At 42.1% G+C, this 18427-nt stretch carries 12 protein-coding genes, 2 tRNA genes and 1 pseudogene; 5 read left to right on the top strand and 10 right to left on the bottom strand.

Going from position 1 to position 18427, the window contains the following annotated elements; genetic code table 11:
• Window positions 1–3 precede the first annotated feature (3 nt).
• Complete coding sequence (gene thrS, locus NFHSH190041_RS09715; RefSeq protein WP_261921681.1) at window positions 4–1932, bottom strand: threonine--tRNA ligase; 1929 nt, start codon at window positions 1930–1932, stop codon at window positions 4–6.
• Between the two features lie 726 nt (window positions 1933–2658).
• Here thrS and NFHSH190041_RS09720 point away from each other — a divergent pair.
• Together NFHSH190041_RS09720 and NFHSH190041_RS09725 are read left to right on the top strand one after the other, a co-directional pair.
• On the top strand, window positions 2659–3399 hold the full coding sequence (locus NFHSH190041_RS09720) for a pteridine reductase (RefSeq protein ID WP_261921682.1): 741 nt from the start codon (window positions 2659–2661) through the stop codon (window positions 3397–3399).
• Window positions 3399–3599: a CPXCG motif-containing cysteine-rich protein gene (locus tag NFHSH190041_RS09725; protein WP_261921683.1), complete on the top strand. Its 201-nt coding sequence runs from the start codon at window positions 3399–3401 to the stop codon at window positions 3597–3599. The genes NFHSH190041_RS09720 and NFHSH190041_RS09725 overlap by 1 nt, the downstream gene beginning before the upstream one ends.
• A gap of 460 nt (window positions 3600–4059) precedes the next feature.
• On the opposite strand, the gene NFHSH190041_RS09730 is transcribed toward NFHSH190041_RS09725, so the two are convergent.
• Window positions 4060–4680 (bottom strand): riboflavin synthase subunit alpha, encoded by a 621-nt coding sequence (locus NFHSH190041_RS09730; protein ID WP_261921684.1) that lies wholly within the window; start codon window positions 4678–4680, stop codon window positions 4060–4062.
• 34 nt (window positions 4681–4714) lie between these two features.
• On the opposite strand from NFHSH190041_RS09730, the gene NFHSH190041_RS09735 reads away from it, so the two are divergent.
• The 3 genes from NFHSH190041_RS09735 to NFHSH190041_RS09745 all read left to right on the top strand — a co-directional run bounded on the left by NFHSH190041_RS09735 (window position 4715) and on the right by NFHSH190041_RS09745 (window position 6451).
• The gene (locus NFHSH190041_RS09735; protein WP_261921685.1) at window positions 4715–6091 is read left to right on the top strand and encodes an MATE family efflux transporter; all 1377 of its coding nucleotides are present in this window, start codon (window positions 4715–4717) and stop codon (window positions 6089–6091) included.
• A gap of 165 nt (window positions 6092–6256) precedes the next feature.
• Window positions 6257–6333: transfer RNA gene (locus NFHSH190041_RS09740), tRNA-Val, on the top strand.
• A 41-nt stretch (window positions 6334–6374) separates the two neighbouring features.
• A tRNA-Met gene (locus NFHSH190041_RS09745) sits at window positions 6375–6451 on the top strand.
• Between the two features lie 573 nt (window positions 6452–7024).
• Here NFHSH190041_RS09745 and NFHSH190041_RS09750 read toward each other — a convergent pair.
• From NFHSH190041_RS09750 to icmH, 8 genes and pseudogenes are all read right to left on the bottom strand, one after another.
• Window positions 7025–7430: pseudogene (locus NFHSH190041_RS09750) on the bottom strand (IS481 family transposase); the annotation flags it as partial.
• Window positions 7431–7592: 162 nt separating this feature from the next.
• Entirely contained in the window at window positions 7593–7877 is a 285-nt protein-coding gene (locus NFHSH190041_RS09755; RefSeq protein ID WP_261921686.1) for a type VI secretion system PAAR protein, read from the bottom strand.
• A gap of 141 nt (window positions 7878–8018) precedes the next feature.
• Entirely contained in the window at window positions 8019–9260 is a 1242-nt protein-coding gene (locus NFHSH190041_RS09760; RefSeq protein ID WP_261921687.1) for a type VI secretion system ImpA family N-terminal domain-containing protein, read from the bottom strand.
• Between the two features lie 43 nt (window positions 9261–9303).
• The gene (gene tssM, locus NFHSH190041_RS09765) at window positions 9304–12870 is read right to left on the bottom strand and encodes a type VI secretion system membrane subunit TssM (RefSeq protein WP_261921688.1); all 3567 of its coding nucleotides are present in this window, start codon (window positions 12868–12870) and stop codon (window positions 9304–9306) included.
• A gap of 18 nt (window positions 12871–12888) precedes the next feature.
• Window positions 12889–14319, bottom strand: a complete 1431-nt coding sequence (gene tssA, locus NFHSH190041_RS09770) for a type VI secretion system protein TssA (protein WP_261921689.1) — start codon at window positions 14317–14319, stop codon at window positions 12889–12891.
• Window positions 14320–14328: 9 nt separating this feature from the next.
• Window positions 14329–15024 carry a type VI secretion system-associated protein VasI gene (gene vasI, locus NFHSH190041_RS09775; RefSeq protein ID WP_261921690.1) on the bottom strand — a complete coding sequence of 232 codons (696 nt, stop codon included), beginning with the start codon at window positions 15022–15024 and terminating at the stop codon, window positions 14329–14331.
• Between the two features lie 4 nt (window positions 15025–15028).
• A complete protein-coding gene (gene tssH / locus NFHSH190041_RS09780) occupies window positions 15029–17626 on the bottom strand; it encodes a type VI secretion system ATPase TssH (RefSeq protein WP_261921691.1) in 2598 nt (865 codons plus the stop codon).
• Between the two features lie 8 nt (window positions 17627–17634).
• On the bottom strand, window positions 17635–18426 hold the full coding sequence (icmH, locus tag NFHSH190041_RS09785) for a type IVB secretion system protein IcmH/DotU (protein ID WP_315972936.1): 792 nt from the start codon (window positions 18424–18426) through the stop codon (window positions 17635–17637).
• Between the last annotated feature and the right edge of the window lies 1 nt (window position 18427).

The raw sequence follows: 18427 nt of genomic DNA on the forward strand, positions 1-18427 counted from the left end.
GACCTATTCCTCCAACAGATTGAGACTACGGAGCGAAATTTGTTTTTTGACCATTTCTGCAAAGGCTTCAACTTTCATCTTGCCTAGGTCAACACCATCTCTGGTTCGCACCGCTATTTCCTTATTTTCCATCTCCTGATCACCAACGACCAGCAAATAAGGAACACGCCTTAAGGTGTGTTCGCGTATTTTAAAGCCTATCTTCTCGTTCCTCAAGTCCGAAGATGCTCTAATTCCCTGTTGTTTGAAGAATTTGACTAATTCTTCAACATAATCGGCTTGTTTGTCGGTGATATTCATGACAACTGCCTGCATTGGCGCCAGCCATACAGGGAATTTACCTGCATATTCTTCGATCAGGATACCCAAGAAGCGTTCCAGAGAGCCTAAAATAGCGCGGTGGATCATCACTGGGGTCTGGCGGCTGTTATCTTCGGCAACATAAGTTGCACCTAAACGGCCAGGCAGTGCGTAATCGAGCTGCACAGTACCACACTGCCAAGCACGATCCAAGCAGTCATGCAAAGTAAATTCAATTTTAGGACCATAGAAAGCGCCTTCGCCTGGCAGAATCTCAAATTCAATACCATTACTGCGCAGTGCTTCTTTCAGTGCTTCTTCAGCACGATCCCACATCGCATCGTCACCGATACGCTTTTCAGGGCGAGTAGACAGCTTAACCACGATATTATTGAAACCGAAAGTCGCATAGGTTTCATATACCATCTTGATACAGCCACTCACTTCCTGCTGCACTTGCTCTTCAGTACAGAAAATGTGTGCGTCGTCCTGAGTAAAGCCACGTACCCGCATCAAACCATGCAAAGAACCGGATGGCTCATTGCGGTGACAACAACCAAACTCAGCCATACGCAGAGGCAGATCGCGGTAAGACTTCAACCCTTGGTTGAAGATCTGTACGTGACCTGGGCAGTTCATTGGCTTAATGGCATATTCGCGGTTTTCACTGCTAGTGGTAAACATGGCATCAGCATATTTATCCCAGTGACCGGAACGTTCCCACAGCACACGGTCCATCATCAACGGACCTTTCACTTCTTGATAGTCGTAGAATCCCAGACGCTGACGCACAAAACGTTCCAGCTCCAAGAACAGACTCCAACCATCGTTGTGCCAGAACACCATACCTGGCGCTTCTTCTTGCATATGGTACAGATCTAACTGCTTACCGATTTTACGGTGATCGCGCTTAGATGCTTCTTCCAGACGAACCAAGTGTGCTTTCAGTGCTTTCTTGTCGCCCCACGCAGTACCATAGATACGTTGCAACATCTTATTATCTGAGTTACCACGCCAGTAAGCACCAGCGACATTCATCAGTTTAAAATGTTCACAAAAACGCATATTGGGTACATGCGGACCACGACACATATCGGTGTATTCTTCGTGATGATACAGAGCAGGCGTTTCTTCCCGACCGATATTCTCATCCAGAATTGCCATTTTGTAAGTTTCGCCGCGGGCATCAAATGCATCGCGGGCTTCCTGCCAGCTCACTACGCGCTTAACCACATCGTAATGGGTCTTGGCCAGTTCCTGCATGCGCTTTTCCAGCTTTTCCAGATCTTCCTGGGTCAGCTTGTGGTCAAGATCGATGTCATAGTAGAAGCCATTATCAATCACTGGACCAATTGCCATTTTGGTTTCAGGCCACAGTTGCTTGACGGCATGACCCAACAGGTGAGCACATGAGTGACGCAGGATCTCAAGACCCTCTGCGTCTTTGGCGGTAATAATAGACAGCTCAGCATCCTGCTCAATCAGATCGCAGGCATCTTTCAGCTCACCATTGACGCGGCCAGCGATACAAGCTTTCGCCAGACCAGGACCGATATCAGCGGCAACATCTAAAGTGGAAACAGGGCGATCAAACTCGCGTTTGCTGCCGTCAGGAAGAGTAATTACAGGCATGTAAAATCCTTATCCAGTGGTGACCCATACGCAGGGCCACTTGGTCAGTAGTAAAAAAAGAAAAACGCGTTGAGGGAGTCAAGACAGTACGGAGTCCTACGGGCCCGAAACGCGAGGGACTGAGTCTACGCCAAAGCCTCAGTCCGGGCAAGGCGTTAACCGTGTTTATGCTACAGAGACAAAGTTTTACCCTATTAAATAAAATCATTACTCAATCGGTATAATGATGTGAGCGGCCTTGATGCTACCGCCCTTAATAACTGATAAGAGATTACAAGCAAGATGACACTTACCAAACATACCTACCGATTATTCACCAACTTCACCTTATCTATACTTATCTACATGCATGATGCCGCAACATTTAAAGCATGATTCGAGATACAATATCCACGATAAAAGTATTAACAGATAAAGATGTACATACTTAGAGTGGGTTTAAAGGAGTCAAACTGTTTGGGGAAAGTAATAGAAGCACCAAATAGCACTAACAATGTCGCATCAGGTCTGAACTAATACATCTGAACTACTACAATTAATCCCTCCGCTGAGCACCTGTCGACTCGTCCTTATTTATCAAATATGGGGCTATCCGTCCCCTTTTCCGCATTGCCAATCTACCGCATAACGCTTTTGAGTACTTAGCCTTGAATCCCTGCAACGTTCAGCATTAAATAACCAGCGATAACGAATTCATTTCAATAAACACAATAATAAGGATAAAGAATGGCTCACTGGGCATTAATTACTGGCGGCAGCCAACGTATCGGCGCACATATTGCCCGCATCCTGCATCAGCATGGCTGGCATATCGCGATTCATTGCCACCAAGGGTTAGCGCAAGCGAAGCAATTAGCCTCTGAGCTAAATCAACATCGCGTCGATTCCGCCTGCGTATTTCAGGCCGATCTGTCTGATGATGCAGCCAGAATGACATTTGCCGCGGAGATGATGGCGGCCTTGCCCCACCTCAATGTGCTTATTAATAATGCTGCGGTTTTTTTCCCCACCCCGCTTGACAGTATTACGCCACAACAAGCCAGAGAGATACTTAATACCAATTTACTGGCACCATATTTTTTGGCAAAAGATCTCATGCCGCTTTTACAGCAGGATCAAGGCAGTATCATCAATATGCTGGATATCCATGGCCAACGTCCATTATTCAACCATGGACTCTATTCCATCAGTAAGGCAGGATTGGAGATGGCAACCCGCTCTTTGGCTCAGGAGTTGGCTCCAACAGTCAGAGTGAACGGGATTGCTCCGGGAGCAATTATCTGGCCCGACGGCAGCCAAACGGCATCACAACAGCAGGTTATGCAGCAAATCCCTTTAGGTCGCTGCGGACAAGCTGAGGATATTGCCCAATTGGTGCTATTTCTCACTCGGGCACCCTATATCACAGGTCAGATCATTGCTGTAGATGGCGGCCGCAGTGCCACCGGCTATATAGGAGCCGAGTGATGAAACTGAAAAATACCACTATCGCTTGCCCCCATTGCGGGCACCACCAATATATCCCTGTCGATGCCAGTAATGGTGATCAGGATTATTTTGAAGATTGCCGTATCTGCTGCAATCCAATCCATCTTCGCCTGCATCTTGATGATGCCCAGCGCAGTATTGAACTTTATATCGATGCTGATGATGAGCAATTTTACTAGGGCTTGCCTTGTATAAAGCATCCTCAAATCGCTGCAAAAACAAACTTGAAAGGTCAACAGCCCCTAGGGGACGTTAACTTTTTACGGTTAAATGTTATTCAAGGTAAAAGCGCTTTATCACTGCAAAGGGCTTGCCAGCGAGTATGTTAAGCAAGAGTAGCTTAATATGAAGGTAAAACGCTGTTCACTGCCGCCTTCGTCTAGCTTTTTTAGGGGGCCATACTGCTGCGTTATCGACATATCAAGGTTGCAGCCCTGTATACCCCCCTCGAATCCCTGCAAAACAAACTTGAAAAGCCAACAGCGCCTCACAACCACTAACCTCGTTATAGCACCAAATACTGCTGACTTAAGAGTTGGTATAGTCACTAGAGCATTAGCTAGGTTGAAGACGGATAATATCCCCTTAAACACCCAAGCGATGACAACAAGATAGAAATGCCAAGTTTGCAATAAAGGTTTAGTTTTGTTGTGCCGCTCGCTGAGCTAATACCCGCTCAACAGTATCAACAATCGCTTGAGTTTGGCTGTCGATTTCAATATTAAGCAAACTGCCTGGGACGACCTGTCCCAAATTGGTCAATTTCAACGTTTCAGGGATCAAATGCAGCATAAAGGTATTTCCCTCCACGCGACCAATAGTCAAGCTGCACCCATTGACCCCGATAAATCCTTTGTAAAGGATATAAGGCATCCACTTTGCCGCGACAGATAAAGTCAAGTCATAGTGTTCATCGGTGTGGGAAACCGCATCAACCTTTGCAGTAGTATGAATATGACCAGATAGAATATGGCCGCCAATTTCGCTACCAAAGGTTAATGAACGTTCAATATTAACCTGGCTACCAACTTGTAAATCTGAGAGATTGGTCAAGCTCAGGGTCTCTTCCATCACATCAAAAAACACTCTATCATTCGCCAGCCGGGTGACTGTCAAACATACACCATTATTCGCCACACTGGCACCTGTCGTCAGTCCATCCTGCAATCTCGCAGGCAGAGCCACTTCTAGGGTATGTAATCCAGCTCTTTTTTGTATTGCCACCACGTCACATGCGGCTTGCACGATACCAGTAAACATTTTCCATTACTCGCTTTGTTATATAAGGTTTTTCATGAATCATACGGGTTTTCAGGCCAAGCGGCTTATTCAATTAGCACTGCCCGTGCTCATTGCCCAGGTTACCCAGACCATGATGGGATTTATCGATACTGTCATGGCCGGCAGGGTCAGTGAAGTTGATTTGGCTGCCGTGGCTATCGGCACCAGTCTTTGGTTACCGGCAATTTTGTTTGTTCAAGGGTTATTAATGGCATTCACCCCAATGTATGCCCACCACCATGGTGCCGATCATCCCAAGGCCATCGCACCGCTGGCACAACAGGCTGCTTATATTGCCATAATCGGTTGTGCTGGCGTCATGCTGTTTTTAAGTTCTGCGCCCTTCATCCTGAAATTAATGGATTTGGAACCACATCTACAAACGCTGACCACCGGCTACATCAATGGCATCATGTGGGGCGCTCCGGCATTTGTACTGTATCAAGTACTACGCGGCTGTGCTGAGGGGATCTCATATACCCTGCCAACCATGGTGATTGGTTTTGTCGGCTTGGCCGTTAACATTCCAGCTAACTATATTCTGATATACGGTCACTTTGGTATGCCTGCCATGGGTGGTGCTGGCTGCGGCGTTGCTACAGCACTGGTATTTTGGGCCATGTTTATCGCCATGACGCTCTATGTCATTTGGCATAAGCGTTTCGCCCAACTTGAGTTATTCCACCATTTTCATCGGCCACACCGCGCGACTATGTGGGATATGACTAAGCTTGGCATGCCGGTCGCCATGTCGATGTTTTTCGAAGTCAGCCTATTTGCTGTTATCGCGCTATTACTCGCGCCATTGGGCTCTGTGGTGGTTGCGGGGCATCAAATCGCGCTGAACTTCTCTTCTATCGTGTTTATGTTGCCATTATCGATCGGTATCGCGGTGTCTATTCGGGTCGGCTATTACCTTGGCCGTAATCAATGGGATATTGCCGCCAAGGCCGCAAAAGTGGGGCTCGGATTGTCATTTTCATTGGCCGCCGTCACCGCAATCCTGACTATTGCACTGCGCCACCAAATTGCCATGTTGTATAACACCAACCCAGAGGTTGTTTCTCTGGCCGGGAGCTTGATGCTGCTAGCAGCGTTATACCAATTATCAGATTCCATTCAAGTGGTCGCAGCAGGCGCACTTCGAGGATATAAAGATACCCGCAGTGCATTTTATATTACTTTGCTGTCATATTGGCCTATCGGATTAGGACTAGGGTACACATTGGCATATACCGACTGGATTGTTGCCCCTATGGGAGCATACGGATTCTGGACGGGCTTTATTATTGGCCTAACGTCTGCCGCCATTATGTTTGCCATCCGATTAAGATATATACAAAAAAATCATATTGTTCTCGACGTTATCGAAGACAGACTGCCGCAATAAGCAACATATCGTGCATCGACCGGCCAACCTGCTCAGCAATCAGCCAGTTGATGCACAATAATCGAATTTTTCCTTGCAACATCAAGGCTAACGCCTTTAATATAGCCCCCGTTCCAACGGCACAGCAGTTTCGCCAACGTGAACACGTTAAGCAATTAACGTTATACACCCGTAGCTCAGCTGGTTAGAGCACTACCTTGACATGGTAGGGGTCGGTGGTTCGAGTCCACTCGGGTGTACCAATTTTCCTTTCACGAAATAAAACTGATAATCATCATCCAGGCGCGGGATGGAGCAGCATGGTAGCTCGTCGGGCTCATAACCCGAAGGTCGTCGGTTCAAATCCGGCTCCCGCAACCAATTCAACTAAAATATCCCAATATAATCAGCTGTTTAAGTTTATTCCTTCGAACTAACATTTTTGCTAACTGTTTTATCACTCTCACCTCCTCTTACCATAGAAAATCTCTAATCAAAACGCCTAAAAACTGCTTTTTTAAACCACCGTTTTAAACGGACCTGGATAACGAGGTAGTACAAATAAATCAGAAAAAACTCACTACGGGTCCTCAATGTGACCAAAGTGTGACCGCACACAAAAATAACTCACCAGCAAGCTAAAAAAACTTAGATTACGTAAAATACGATTTCAAACGTCGCAAACTCTCGCCCGCAAGTAAATGTTCGCAGGAATCATAAAACACTGCTCTTGCCTTCGTTATACAAATACGTGACCAAACAAGCCATTCTTCCTGATACAAAACTGTGCCCAAAGTGTTTCAGTTGCATTAGCATAGATAATGTAAAGCTTTATAAAACCAACAGAAATGACCTTAACCCTGCTTGAGATGGTCACAATGGTCACAGCCTGAACATAATGATCACGGGCTGCGCATTATACCGCCGTTTGTGGGAGGAGCGGCCATCACATACATCCGAAAGAATGATGCCTTCAGCTTCTACCATGGCTCCCAGAGCCCGTAGATGCGATTTTAAGTTCTTGAGTCCATGTCGTCTTAACCAGATTGAGCTCACCCCACTGGCAGAGACAAATATACCCTTTTTACGAACTTCATTGCTGGTTCGTGTTTAACTGTGGGTCGGATACTCAATCGTACAATCAGTGACAGCATTTTCGATCTGTTCATCGACACGAGTTTTGTAATTGGGGGTCTGCAGAAAGCGATTGATTAGGACATCACATCCCTTCTTCAACGAGCCTCTGATAGCGGTAAAACGTATCTCGTGACCTTACAGGCTTTAGACACATTCCGAGCGCTTGAGCAAGATTAAGTAATCCGGTTTTGTGTTTGATTATTGAATTATTACTATCAAACATAGAAAGTTACCTTTAGTTTTAAACAAAGATTAAGCACCTTTATCAAAACGGGTAACTCTCTATCTTTCAAGAGGCTGTGTCAGTTCTAGTCGAAACTAATACATTTTTTAACAGCAGTTAAAAAGGGAGGGCTACCGAATATCTCGTCAATTTAATCATAATTTAACCAATATTAACCGTGCCGGCACCAATCAATGTCCCTCCACAACTGACCCCATCTCCACTTCTAGCTGCTGGTTTCCCATCAATAAAGACTGATGTCGAGCCATCTTTAATACTACGGGGGTGAGGTGGAGCTGGCGGTAATGTGTGTGGTAATAACATGTCACCTTTTCGAGCCATCGGCCGACCTTCACAGATGACAGTAGATGATGCAGTAATAACCGGAGTTGGAGGGAACCCTTCATGCCCAGTATCTATATCCCCTAATTTAATTGCTTTTGCCATATTAATATATCATTCCACTAAAATATTATTCAATGATGTAACAAACAACTTAGTCTACCGTAATTTAGATAAAATTTAATACATTAAAATCAGTTATAAATTACCTTAGCTAGTAACCAATCACACTAAAATTGATAATAACTACTGATGCTGTAAAATAATATTTTCAAGCCGAGACTTCTCTAATAATAGTGAGATAAGTTGCATATCTAACTTAGTTAGTTCCTGTTTCGCTAATATGTTATTTTTCTTTTTTATCAGAGACTCGATATAAAGCATTCGACTTAACAGTGGAGAAAGACTCTCAGCATATTGATCTAAATATTTTGCCTGAGAAATGGCTTTTGTGATATCACCCTTTTCCAAAAATAACTCTAAGTTCGCAATATGTGTTCTGGCATCAGTAAATCGTTCAGAAAGTCTGATAAATTCATTAGAGTATTTATTGTTCCATTTCTCTACAGTTTTAGCTAATAATTTCACCTGACTATCATTAGGGTAAAATTTAGTTAAAGTTGTTGACAATGCCAGTACACGAGAGGGGGACTGATAAGGCTCTATCACTAGCCTTTTAATTGTTGATGTATAAAACTCAATTAACTCTGGTCGATATTTCTCTAATAATTCTATTGAAGGTTTCTCATGTAGAGATAAACCTGTAGATGAATAAAAAACATTTGGACTATATGATTTAGTAATAATAGATTCTAAAGGTTGATGATAATAATGCTGAAAAAGTTGAATTAATACAGAAAATCCTATTCCAAGTATAACGCCTAGTAATATTGCAATTCCTAGCCACTTTACAATCGGTGATTTTTCTACTTTTGTTACCATCGAGATTGATTGTGTTGTTTCTAATTTATCAATATGCTCAAATAGAGTAAATCCAAGCGAATCTAATGCTGGAATATTACCAGAGCTCAATAAGGTTAATTGTGAATCAATTAATTGTAGAGCTCTTTCACAACGATACAATTCTCTAAGCTGACTATGTCCTGGCCGCAACGATTTTATTTCATGCCCAATCCGCTCCAACATCCACTGATATAACTCAGTTATCCGACTAGATGGTAAAGTCGAAGTAGAATCACAACTTAGCACAGCACTTTGCAACTCTAATCCATTAGCTAAACCTTGTAAGCCTTGGGTCTTCACGCTCGCCACTGTAAAATAGATCGAAACAAGCAGATCGACACCATGGTTACAAGCTAATTTTTCACATAATAATTTTACCCGTTCCCAATCTGTCACCCCAGCTAATGGATTAAAGCGGCGATTGATCTCGCTACGGATTTGTTGATACTCATCACTATCACGTAATTGTGCTTCATCAGAGTTTATTTGAAAATTTTTCATTTCATAAATAAATAATTGTGTCACTATCTGCTTCCATTAAAAGGGACGCAACAGCGTCCCTACATCATTAATAAAGTGAACGTGGTAAATTAAATGACCTAAACAAAGAAGATGTAAATGGATTGATATCTGAATCAGTGTGTAAACGATATAAAATCCTTCCATTATCTACATCAAATCTATAATCTACGCTACTGCTAGTAGATCCCACAACTTGACCTTTATCCAATAATCTGAAAAAAGCCCACGGACCTTGAATATCAATACTTCTTGGAGATTGATTGCGTGCATTTGGCACTAATGTTAATTTACTACTACAGCCTTCTCGTAAAGTATTTGGCCAAACTAAACCGGCATTTCTTCTTGGCCCATGATTATATTCAATCGTTTGTCCATCAATATTAATGATGCTACGGCGTTTATTAGCACTCATTTCTAAAGGCTCCAGACTGAACTCCACATTCAAGATTCCTTTACGATTAAAAAATGCCTGTTGTAACTCTTGCTCTAATTTTAACTGATGCAATACTTCTGGTCTTATTAATGCTTGATTCTCAGAAGATCCAGCAAAATCTCCCGTGTCTTGTATAAAAATTTTAAGATTATCCCGATAAAAAGTATTAAGTATTCCATCAGGTGCAAAAAAAGTCTCAAAATCTTCTAATGACACATCTTGAGTCGCCTTAGGAGAAAATGGATAACGTGAGGCTAATTTTTCATGGTAAAAAGCATAAACATCTTTTTCCCAACGAACCTCTAGATAGCGAATTGCCTCCTGTCGAACAACATACCAACTTTCAGTAGCCAATTTTTTTAGCATTCCCTGAAAAGGTGCAGGCATTCCTTCTGCAACCCGTTCTAGAACATATATAGGATCAGCGTTCTTTAAATTAACTCTGGCCTTAGTCGCCTCCAATGCAGCCCGACCAACATCTGGAGCATCATTGATAGCTTTCATATAAGACTGTAACTGTGCAATCGCATCATTGACTTCATTAAGGTACACGGGTTTACCACTATCATCACGCACGAGACGGTTTAATGCCGGAAATTGATTATCTACCATAGCTGCAACTTTATACCGAGGAGATGTCATTAACGCTTCTCTTGCAGCATCATCCTTAGGTAATGGCGGGAATAGTAATGTATTATCAGTAACTTCCGTTAATAACCGTGTAAGAGGCTGCATATTCCCTGTTATATTATCAAGCACCATAACAGCACTGTTGATATCAGGAAAATATTTAATATCAAAGCTATTCATAGCCTTACGCCAAGTATCTGCATAATCGGCCACATAGAGACTTCGAATTTTATCTCGCAGAGCCTGCTTATCTTCCGCTGAAAAATTTACAGAATCAGATTGTCCTAATACCCAACTATCCAATAATGCTAATTCGGCAACTGAATCTGATTTCGGCATAAAATATGTTTCAAAGCCACGACGTGTTAGCATTCTTGGCACTAAAATATCATTACTGTGCCCTGAACGTTGCTTAAATATCAGGTTAAACATCGGCCCAATATTAGTTTTTAAATTTAATGGTGCACCAAGAGTCTCTGATGATGATTGCTTTAAATTACGGTATACTCTTTCTTCAATTGGCATTTCATTCAGACTAGCTTGAGCTTTTTTTATCAATGCGTCAAAAGGACTCATAACAGCTTTAGCTTCACGGTTTCCTGAGGCTCTCTCTTTCTGTAAATCTGTATGCTGCAAGGCATAATCCAAATGTTGCATCAATCTATTTTGGGTTTCTTTATCTCCTGTATAATTAATCTGCCATTTTTGAGCAAAATACTGCTTTACCAATCCTGCACTACGGCCATTTTTATCCGTAAGCATACGGTAAACTCTTAATGCTTCTAACCGAGCCTCATCACTCTTTGCATTAACCAAATCTGCGACAACAGTTTTTATTAATGCAGGTAAAAATCGAAATTCCAATAAATTAAGATAAGTTCTCTCCACATCTGGACCGATTCTGTGTCCTTGGTAAAGCCCTAAATCGGAAATATATCTGGATTTTTCATGGAAAAAACCAAACTCTAAAGTAGCGTCACGAATAGTATTTAATGGCTTAAGGATATCACTACCTTTATCTAGATATATGCCAGCACTATAATGATCTCGATAATCATTTACTTTAGTGAGCACTGCATCTTCTTGATGAGAATTTTTTAAATAAAAACGATGCCAGCTGACAATTAATAATGTCGTAGCAATACTACAAGCAACCGCTGATAACAGCATAACTCGTCTTTTATTACGAGCAACTCTGAAATTATCAGAAGCCAACCCTGCCTCAGGATATATCACCTTGGTAAACAGTTTTTCAGTAAAAAAGGTCGTGGAATTTTCTGCATTTTGGGCATTGTTGAGTGATTGTGACAAACCATAACGTCTTGCTGCTGAATCCACAAATGCATCTGTAGGTACCCCCTGTTGAAAAACCGAAGAAAAATATACACCCCGAACCAAAGGCGAAGTCGAAAACTGATCACTGCTAAATGCTTCAAACAAGAACTGTTTCAAAACATCATGTAATCCAGCTATTTGTCGACTGAAACTATAAATGGCGGTTCGTTCAACAGCACTGTACCCCTGCATCATCACTTCTGGCAGCATACTATTTATTTGGGTGATGAACTGTACAAAATCTTGGTCAAATTCTTTTAACCAATGATCCAGCTCATTCAGTGTTCCCAACGAAAAAGTAAATCCGAGAACATCATCTCGCTCTGCTTTGCTATAGTGTCGGAAAAATGGCTCAAATCCTTGTAATAAATCTAATTTTGTCAGTGTAATATAAACTGGTAACCGTGTAGATAACATTTCCATCAGTTCCCGCAATCGGGCACGCATTAAACTTGCATAAGCTTTACGTTCACTGGTACTTGCTGTTGCCAAATGCGCGATATCTAACGCGATAACAACACCATTTAACGGACGACGACTACGTGTCTTTTCTAGCCAGTGAATAAAATGCAACCATAACCGACGTTCAGTTTCACCATTGCTATCTTGATTCGTTGCCTGTTGAGTCAACAGTTCCCCATCAGGATCAATTAAAACTGAATCATTCCCAATCCACCAATCAAAAGAATAAGGATTTTCGCTCTTTTGCCCGGTTGCTCGCATAACTGAAGAAAAAACAAAATTATGTCCAGAACGATTAATCAAGCTAGTTTTACCAGCATTTTCAAGTCCTAGAACTAAATACCAAGGTAAAGCATATAAATAATTATGCTTATTAATACTCTTCTTTAGCCCTTGCATAACTTGATTCAACTCAACTTCTTGACGCTCTTCAAGTCGTTGGATTGGATCATTTTCTAGTTGTTTTTCGTGTTGTTTTTCCTCTATAAAACCATGCAATTTTCTCCACTGTAATACCCCCCAAACTGCAATACTACTAAGAGAGAAAATGACACTCGTTATCGCCCGAGCGCTTAGAGATGTCAAAGGTTGTTGATCATCAATCTTCAACCAAGGACCGGCCCACCAAATAGCCACATTCAATAATATAAATATTACCAGTAATAATACTGGAATAACGTTTTTAAACCCTGTATATGCCTTAGATGCTTGTGGCAGAATATCTTTGAAATAATCAAATAACTTACTAAACATGCATTGTTATTCCTGCACTTAATCGTTTTGGGAAAATGTGAGTAACTGCTGCATTAAAGCAGGTTCCCAATCTCTGAGTTCGGTATTTTCAGCTTGCTGTAATAAACAACGATATTGTTCCTGAGAAAACGCAGTTAACTTATGGTGACGCAAAACGTCAGCTGATAATAAACGCCAATAGAATTGATCTCTGGGTTCGCTGGCATGTTTCAGTCCATCATTTAACATGGCCATTGCCACAGATAATCCTCCAGTCTCCGCTAATTCAAATGCGTCCTGACGGCGACTATCCCAGTCACCACTAGATTGTACTGTTGATTGTGTATCAGTGTTGTTACACAGCCAATGTTTTGTCTGCTCAGAAGCAAACGGGATCCCTCCCTGAAAACTCAAATCAAGCAATTGCGGAAGTCGAGAAATAAATGATCGAGCTTCTTCAGTAATTGCTGTAGCCCATAGAGTATTACCTAAGTTTTCTGCAATCTTAAAACTCAAAAAGTGACCATCCAACCAATAAGGCGCAACAGATAAACTTTGTTCAACGCGCCGCCAAAGTGCATAATCAGCTCCACGCCGAAATTGCTCTTCATATTCAGCAATACGATCAGCAGAGACAGGCATTAATGGGGTTTCACCTTTTTCATTAGCATCTGGGGCTGCAGAAATCCCATACCAAATAGCATATCGTCTTAGCCTTAATGACAAACTGATTCCATCATTCAGTTCTGACAAAATATCAGCCACTTTTAATAAAGATTGCTTAATTGTTCTGTCATTAGAACCATCAATTGCAGGAATAGTTAATGAAGCAGATACAGCCTGAGGCACAACAGAGCCACTAGACTGACGATTTCCTGCTGGGTGGCTAGGTTGAGCAACCGCTGGTTGAGGCTGAACTTGAACCCGAGATAATATTGGTCGCAGCGCAGATTTAACCTCTGCAATACCCTCTTGGGAAAGTCCATTTTCATCCGCAATATCACTAAGTCTCTGCAAAGCAATTTCTAACTCAGAACGCCATTCACTGCTCATTTGGTCTGGTTCAAGCTTTCCTGCCGCAGAGGCTGTTCGTTGCATGATTTGAGTATAAAATCGACGTCGAGGCAGGACTCCTCTTGGCCCTGGTGCGGGATAACAAATATCCCAATATTCCTGAATAAAATCGGCCAACACCGATATCGATAAAATGAAATGTTCCGGATAGGGGGTATGCTGGATACATTGCAGCAAATTAGCCAGCAGTTTTACATCCTTGGTTTTAGTCTCGAGCAATGTTAAAGCTGCATGTTCAGTTTCTTGCCATTGAACATCCCCATGAGCTAACGACCCCACCTTCATCATTTGACTATCGACAAAATCAAGTAAATTGTCTTCTATTAGACGTTGACCTGCCGGGTTATCACCAATAATTGGTCGACAAACTTTAGCGCGATAAGTTTTAGTATCCATTAAGCAGTTCTACCACCGACATGCTTTTCGCAAAGGAGTAATATCCCTGCGTAAATTACTAGTATCAAACTTTAGCTTATCAATAAGCTGAAGATCAGATCTCAATGTGACTGACGGCGACGACATCAATACCCGGATGATATCAATTGCTGGTAACCCCCGAGCGCTCTGAAAAACCATGCCTTGATCATCACTAAGCCAGTCTCGAGTAATACCACGCGCACCATTAATTGTAATTTGCGCTTTGCCTGCATCCGAGGCATTTGGTAAAGCCAATTCAACTCGACTAATACCATCAATGCAGCTCAACATCAGAATAACAGCCGCTTTACTGTTAGATTGATGAGCTTTCGCAGTCATCCAAATATCTGCGCCAAGATCATTCCGGTTAGCATAATGTAGAGAGAATCCAGACTGTTCAGAACCTCTAGATTCACTATTCACCGCCCGCTGCCAGGTAGGAGAGTGAAGTAAACTATGTCCATCTGATAACCCAGGCGCAACAGGGGTATGAAATAAAGCATCAAAACAAGCTAATCGCTCAAGTCGTGCCGGTATAGAGGTGCAGTGCTGTATTTTTGCCGACTCATAATCAGCGTTCGCAGAAACTGGTAGAATGCAAAATAGTAAAGAAAATGCACTCATCTTAGCCAGTATTGAGCGTAATACACCTGTCTTACCTACAAAATAAAAGTAGGAAAACATAACGTTATTTCACCTCTGCACAAAATGTATTTGCTTTTACACTTAACCGGATAAAACTAACATCCTCTTGCAAGGCCATTTTGTTAAGTAATGCCAGAGATACCGGTGGTAACATTTGTCCTTCAATAATAGCCTCTAACATTCTGGCGCCATTTTCAGAACGCGTTGCCCGTCGCAGAATTTCATCTACTAAAGTAGGTTCAATATCGACTTCAGTACGATAACGCTGTGATAATAATTGCTCTAATCGAGACAATTTCCCAACAATAATCTCCATCAATATGGTTTCAGTTAGGGGTAAATAAGGAATAATCTCCATCCGGGCCAGTAATGCCGGTTTAAAGAAAGCGGCTAACTCTGGATATAGTTTCTCCTCCAAAACATTCGGAGTTGCAGCATAGTCAACTATAGTTTGATAGCCTAAATTAGAGGTTAAGAAAAACACCACATTCTGACAATCAATTAACCTGCCTTCACCATCAGCTAGCTCCCCTTTATCAAAAGCCTGATAGAATAAATTCAATACTTCAGGATGCGCTTTTTCTACTTCATCAAGCAATACGACTGAATAAGGCATTTTACGAATAGCTTCTGTCAATATTCCGCCTTCGCCATAGCCAACATATCCTGGAGGTGAACCAATCAAACGAGATACCGTATGCTTTTCTTGGTATTCAGACATATTGATCGTTGTCAGAAACTGTTTGCCACCATAAAGTAACTCCGCAATCTGTACTACAGTTTCGGTCTTTCCAACGCCGCTTGGGCCTACCAACAAAAATGCCCCTTTAGGACGTCCTGGGCGACGAAGATCGGCTCTAGCTGTCAACAAATGTTGATGGATACGTGATAACGCTGGCTCCTGTCCTTTTATTTGTACTGCTAATAACTCAGGTAAATGAGTAATTCGGTGTAACTCATCAGAGTTCATCTGATCCACCGGTACTCCAGTCCAATCTCCAATAACTTCAGCAATTTGTTGAGCATCCACTTCTGGATAAATAAGCCTCTGGTCATAGGGGATAGCGGCTAACTCTTCATAAAGAGCCGCTAAACGTAGTTTATGCGTTGCAATAACATCTTCATCAATAGTGTCATCTGCTAATAGTGGCTGCCGCGCAGCAATAATTTGCGTCACAATACTTTTTTGCTGTTGCCAAGCATTATTCAAATAAGCTTGCTCTTGCTCACAATCCAATTCTGCCTGTTTAAGGTTAGTCAGATGTTCATCATCAACCTCTAAACCAAGATTAATTTGACGTTGTAATAACGCAATTTCCTGTTGACGTTGAATAGAAGCTGAAGTTAACGCAGTTAAACACCTAGGCGGAGCACTAAGATTAATCGCAACCCGCGCGCAGGCCGTATCGAGTACATCAATCGCTTTATCCGGTAATTGCCTACCGGATATATACCTAGCAGATAATTGGGCTGCCGCCTTAAGAGCCTGATCATTGATTAATACCTGATGAGCCGCTTCATAAACACGATGCAACCCACGCAGAATATTTTCAGCTTGTTCAGGCGTTGGCTCATTCAATTTAACTAACTGAAAACGCCGACTCAGAGCAGGATCTTTTTCAAAGTACTTTTTGTATTCTTTCCAAGTAGTTGCTGCTATGGTACGCAATTCCCCCCTGGCCAATGCAGGTTTCAATAAATTAGCAGCATCCCCGCCCCCCTCTTGGTTGCCAGCACCAATCAATGTATGGGCTTCATCAATAAACAAAATAATCGGGATGGGAGAAGACTTAACCTCATCTATAATTGCTTTCAGTCGTTTTTCAAATTCTCCTTTAACTGATGCACCTGCTTGCAACAAACCTAAATCTAGCGACCACAAATCCACATTCTGTAATGCATCAGGTACTTGACCAGTTACAATTCGCTGCGCCAATCCTTCAACAATGGCACTTTTCCCTACCCCCGCTTCCCCTACTGCAATAGGATTGTTTTTTCGACGACGACTAAGAATATCGATCATCAAATTAATTTCTTCATCCCGACACAGTACAGGATCTAATTCACCTTGTTTTGCCAAAGCTGTAAAGTTGGTACAAAAACGTCCTAATGCTGTGTCAGCGATATATTGCTCTGCAATGTTATCTTGCTTATTTTCTAACAACGGACTTTCCGCTGATTCAGCGGTTAAACCATCAAAATTTCTGCGCAACGTCTCTCGATTGAATACTTCAAATAATTGCACAAGATTCATTGGTAAATAGCGATCAGCGCGCATTAACGCTGCAATAAATATTACCCCAGAGCGTAACTCCGTTTGGCTAAACTCCGTCGAACTTAATAGCCAAGCATCCTGAAGTAATTCAACCAATAGCGGGGAAAAAACCGGAGTCGTACTATGATGACTTTCCTGGCTGAGCGCCTTATGGGTTTGTAACCGAACCGTTTCAAACTCAAGGTCTGTTTGTTTAATTAAAGTCCGAACATCTGACAAAGGATTATCTAACAGCGCACATAAGAGATGTTCAAACGTCACCTCTGAATTTTGTCGGCTAATACTCAGAGCCCCGGCTTGTTCCAACGCTAATCGGGTCTGACTATTTAACTTGTTGATAAGTGCTGAAAGTTCTATGTGAATCACAATATCACCTATTGTTGTAAAATTTGGTTTAGTTGCTCTATTACACTGGCAGATTTAGTGCTGAGTAAGATGGAATAGGTAATAAACACCCCGACTAATACACTAAAAAAGAAAACAAAAATAGTCCAAACAGGCAGTTGTTTTCCAAGTCTATATTTGGTCGCAATAACATGTTTAGTTGCTGAGGTTAATGCTGTTGCCCGATTATCATCCAACCTGCGTAATGTTTGGTGTAACTGGCTAACTACTCGCTCATATTCTTCCCGTCCATTGTCCATCACTCGATAACGACCTTCAAAACCCAAGCACAGGCATAAGAAAATAAATTCCAGCAGTTGTCGGTAGCGTTCAGGATCGCCCAATAAGCGAGACAAGATAGTAAATACTTTTTCTCCGCCCCAAGTTTCATTATGAAAACGGGTCAATAATGAATGTTCAGCCCAAATACAATCCGCACCCCATGAGGTATTCATTACAGCCTCATCAACAAAAGAACACAGCACATAGCGATAAGCTAAAATCACAGCATGCTCATAGCCATTTTCACCCAGTTCAAGTTCAATCGCTTTAACCTCTTCAACCGCCTGTTTATAGACCAGTTCTACATTGTCACAATGAGATAAAGAACGAATTCTTAGCGCCATTCCAATCAAAGGCGAAGCAGCATCAATTAATAAATTGATACTGCCTCCACGCAATTTGAACCAATAATCCTGATCCGCATCAATATTGCGTACCTCATCAAATAACAAGTCATCAAAGTGACGCCGTTCAGGAACATCATCTTGCATTTCAGCCATC

This window comes from Shewanella sp. NFH-SH190041 (genome assembly GCF_024363255.1).
Taxonomy (GTDB): domain Bacteria; phylum Pseudomonadota; class Gammaproteobacteria; order Enterobacterales; family Shewanellaceae; genus Shewanella.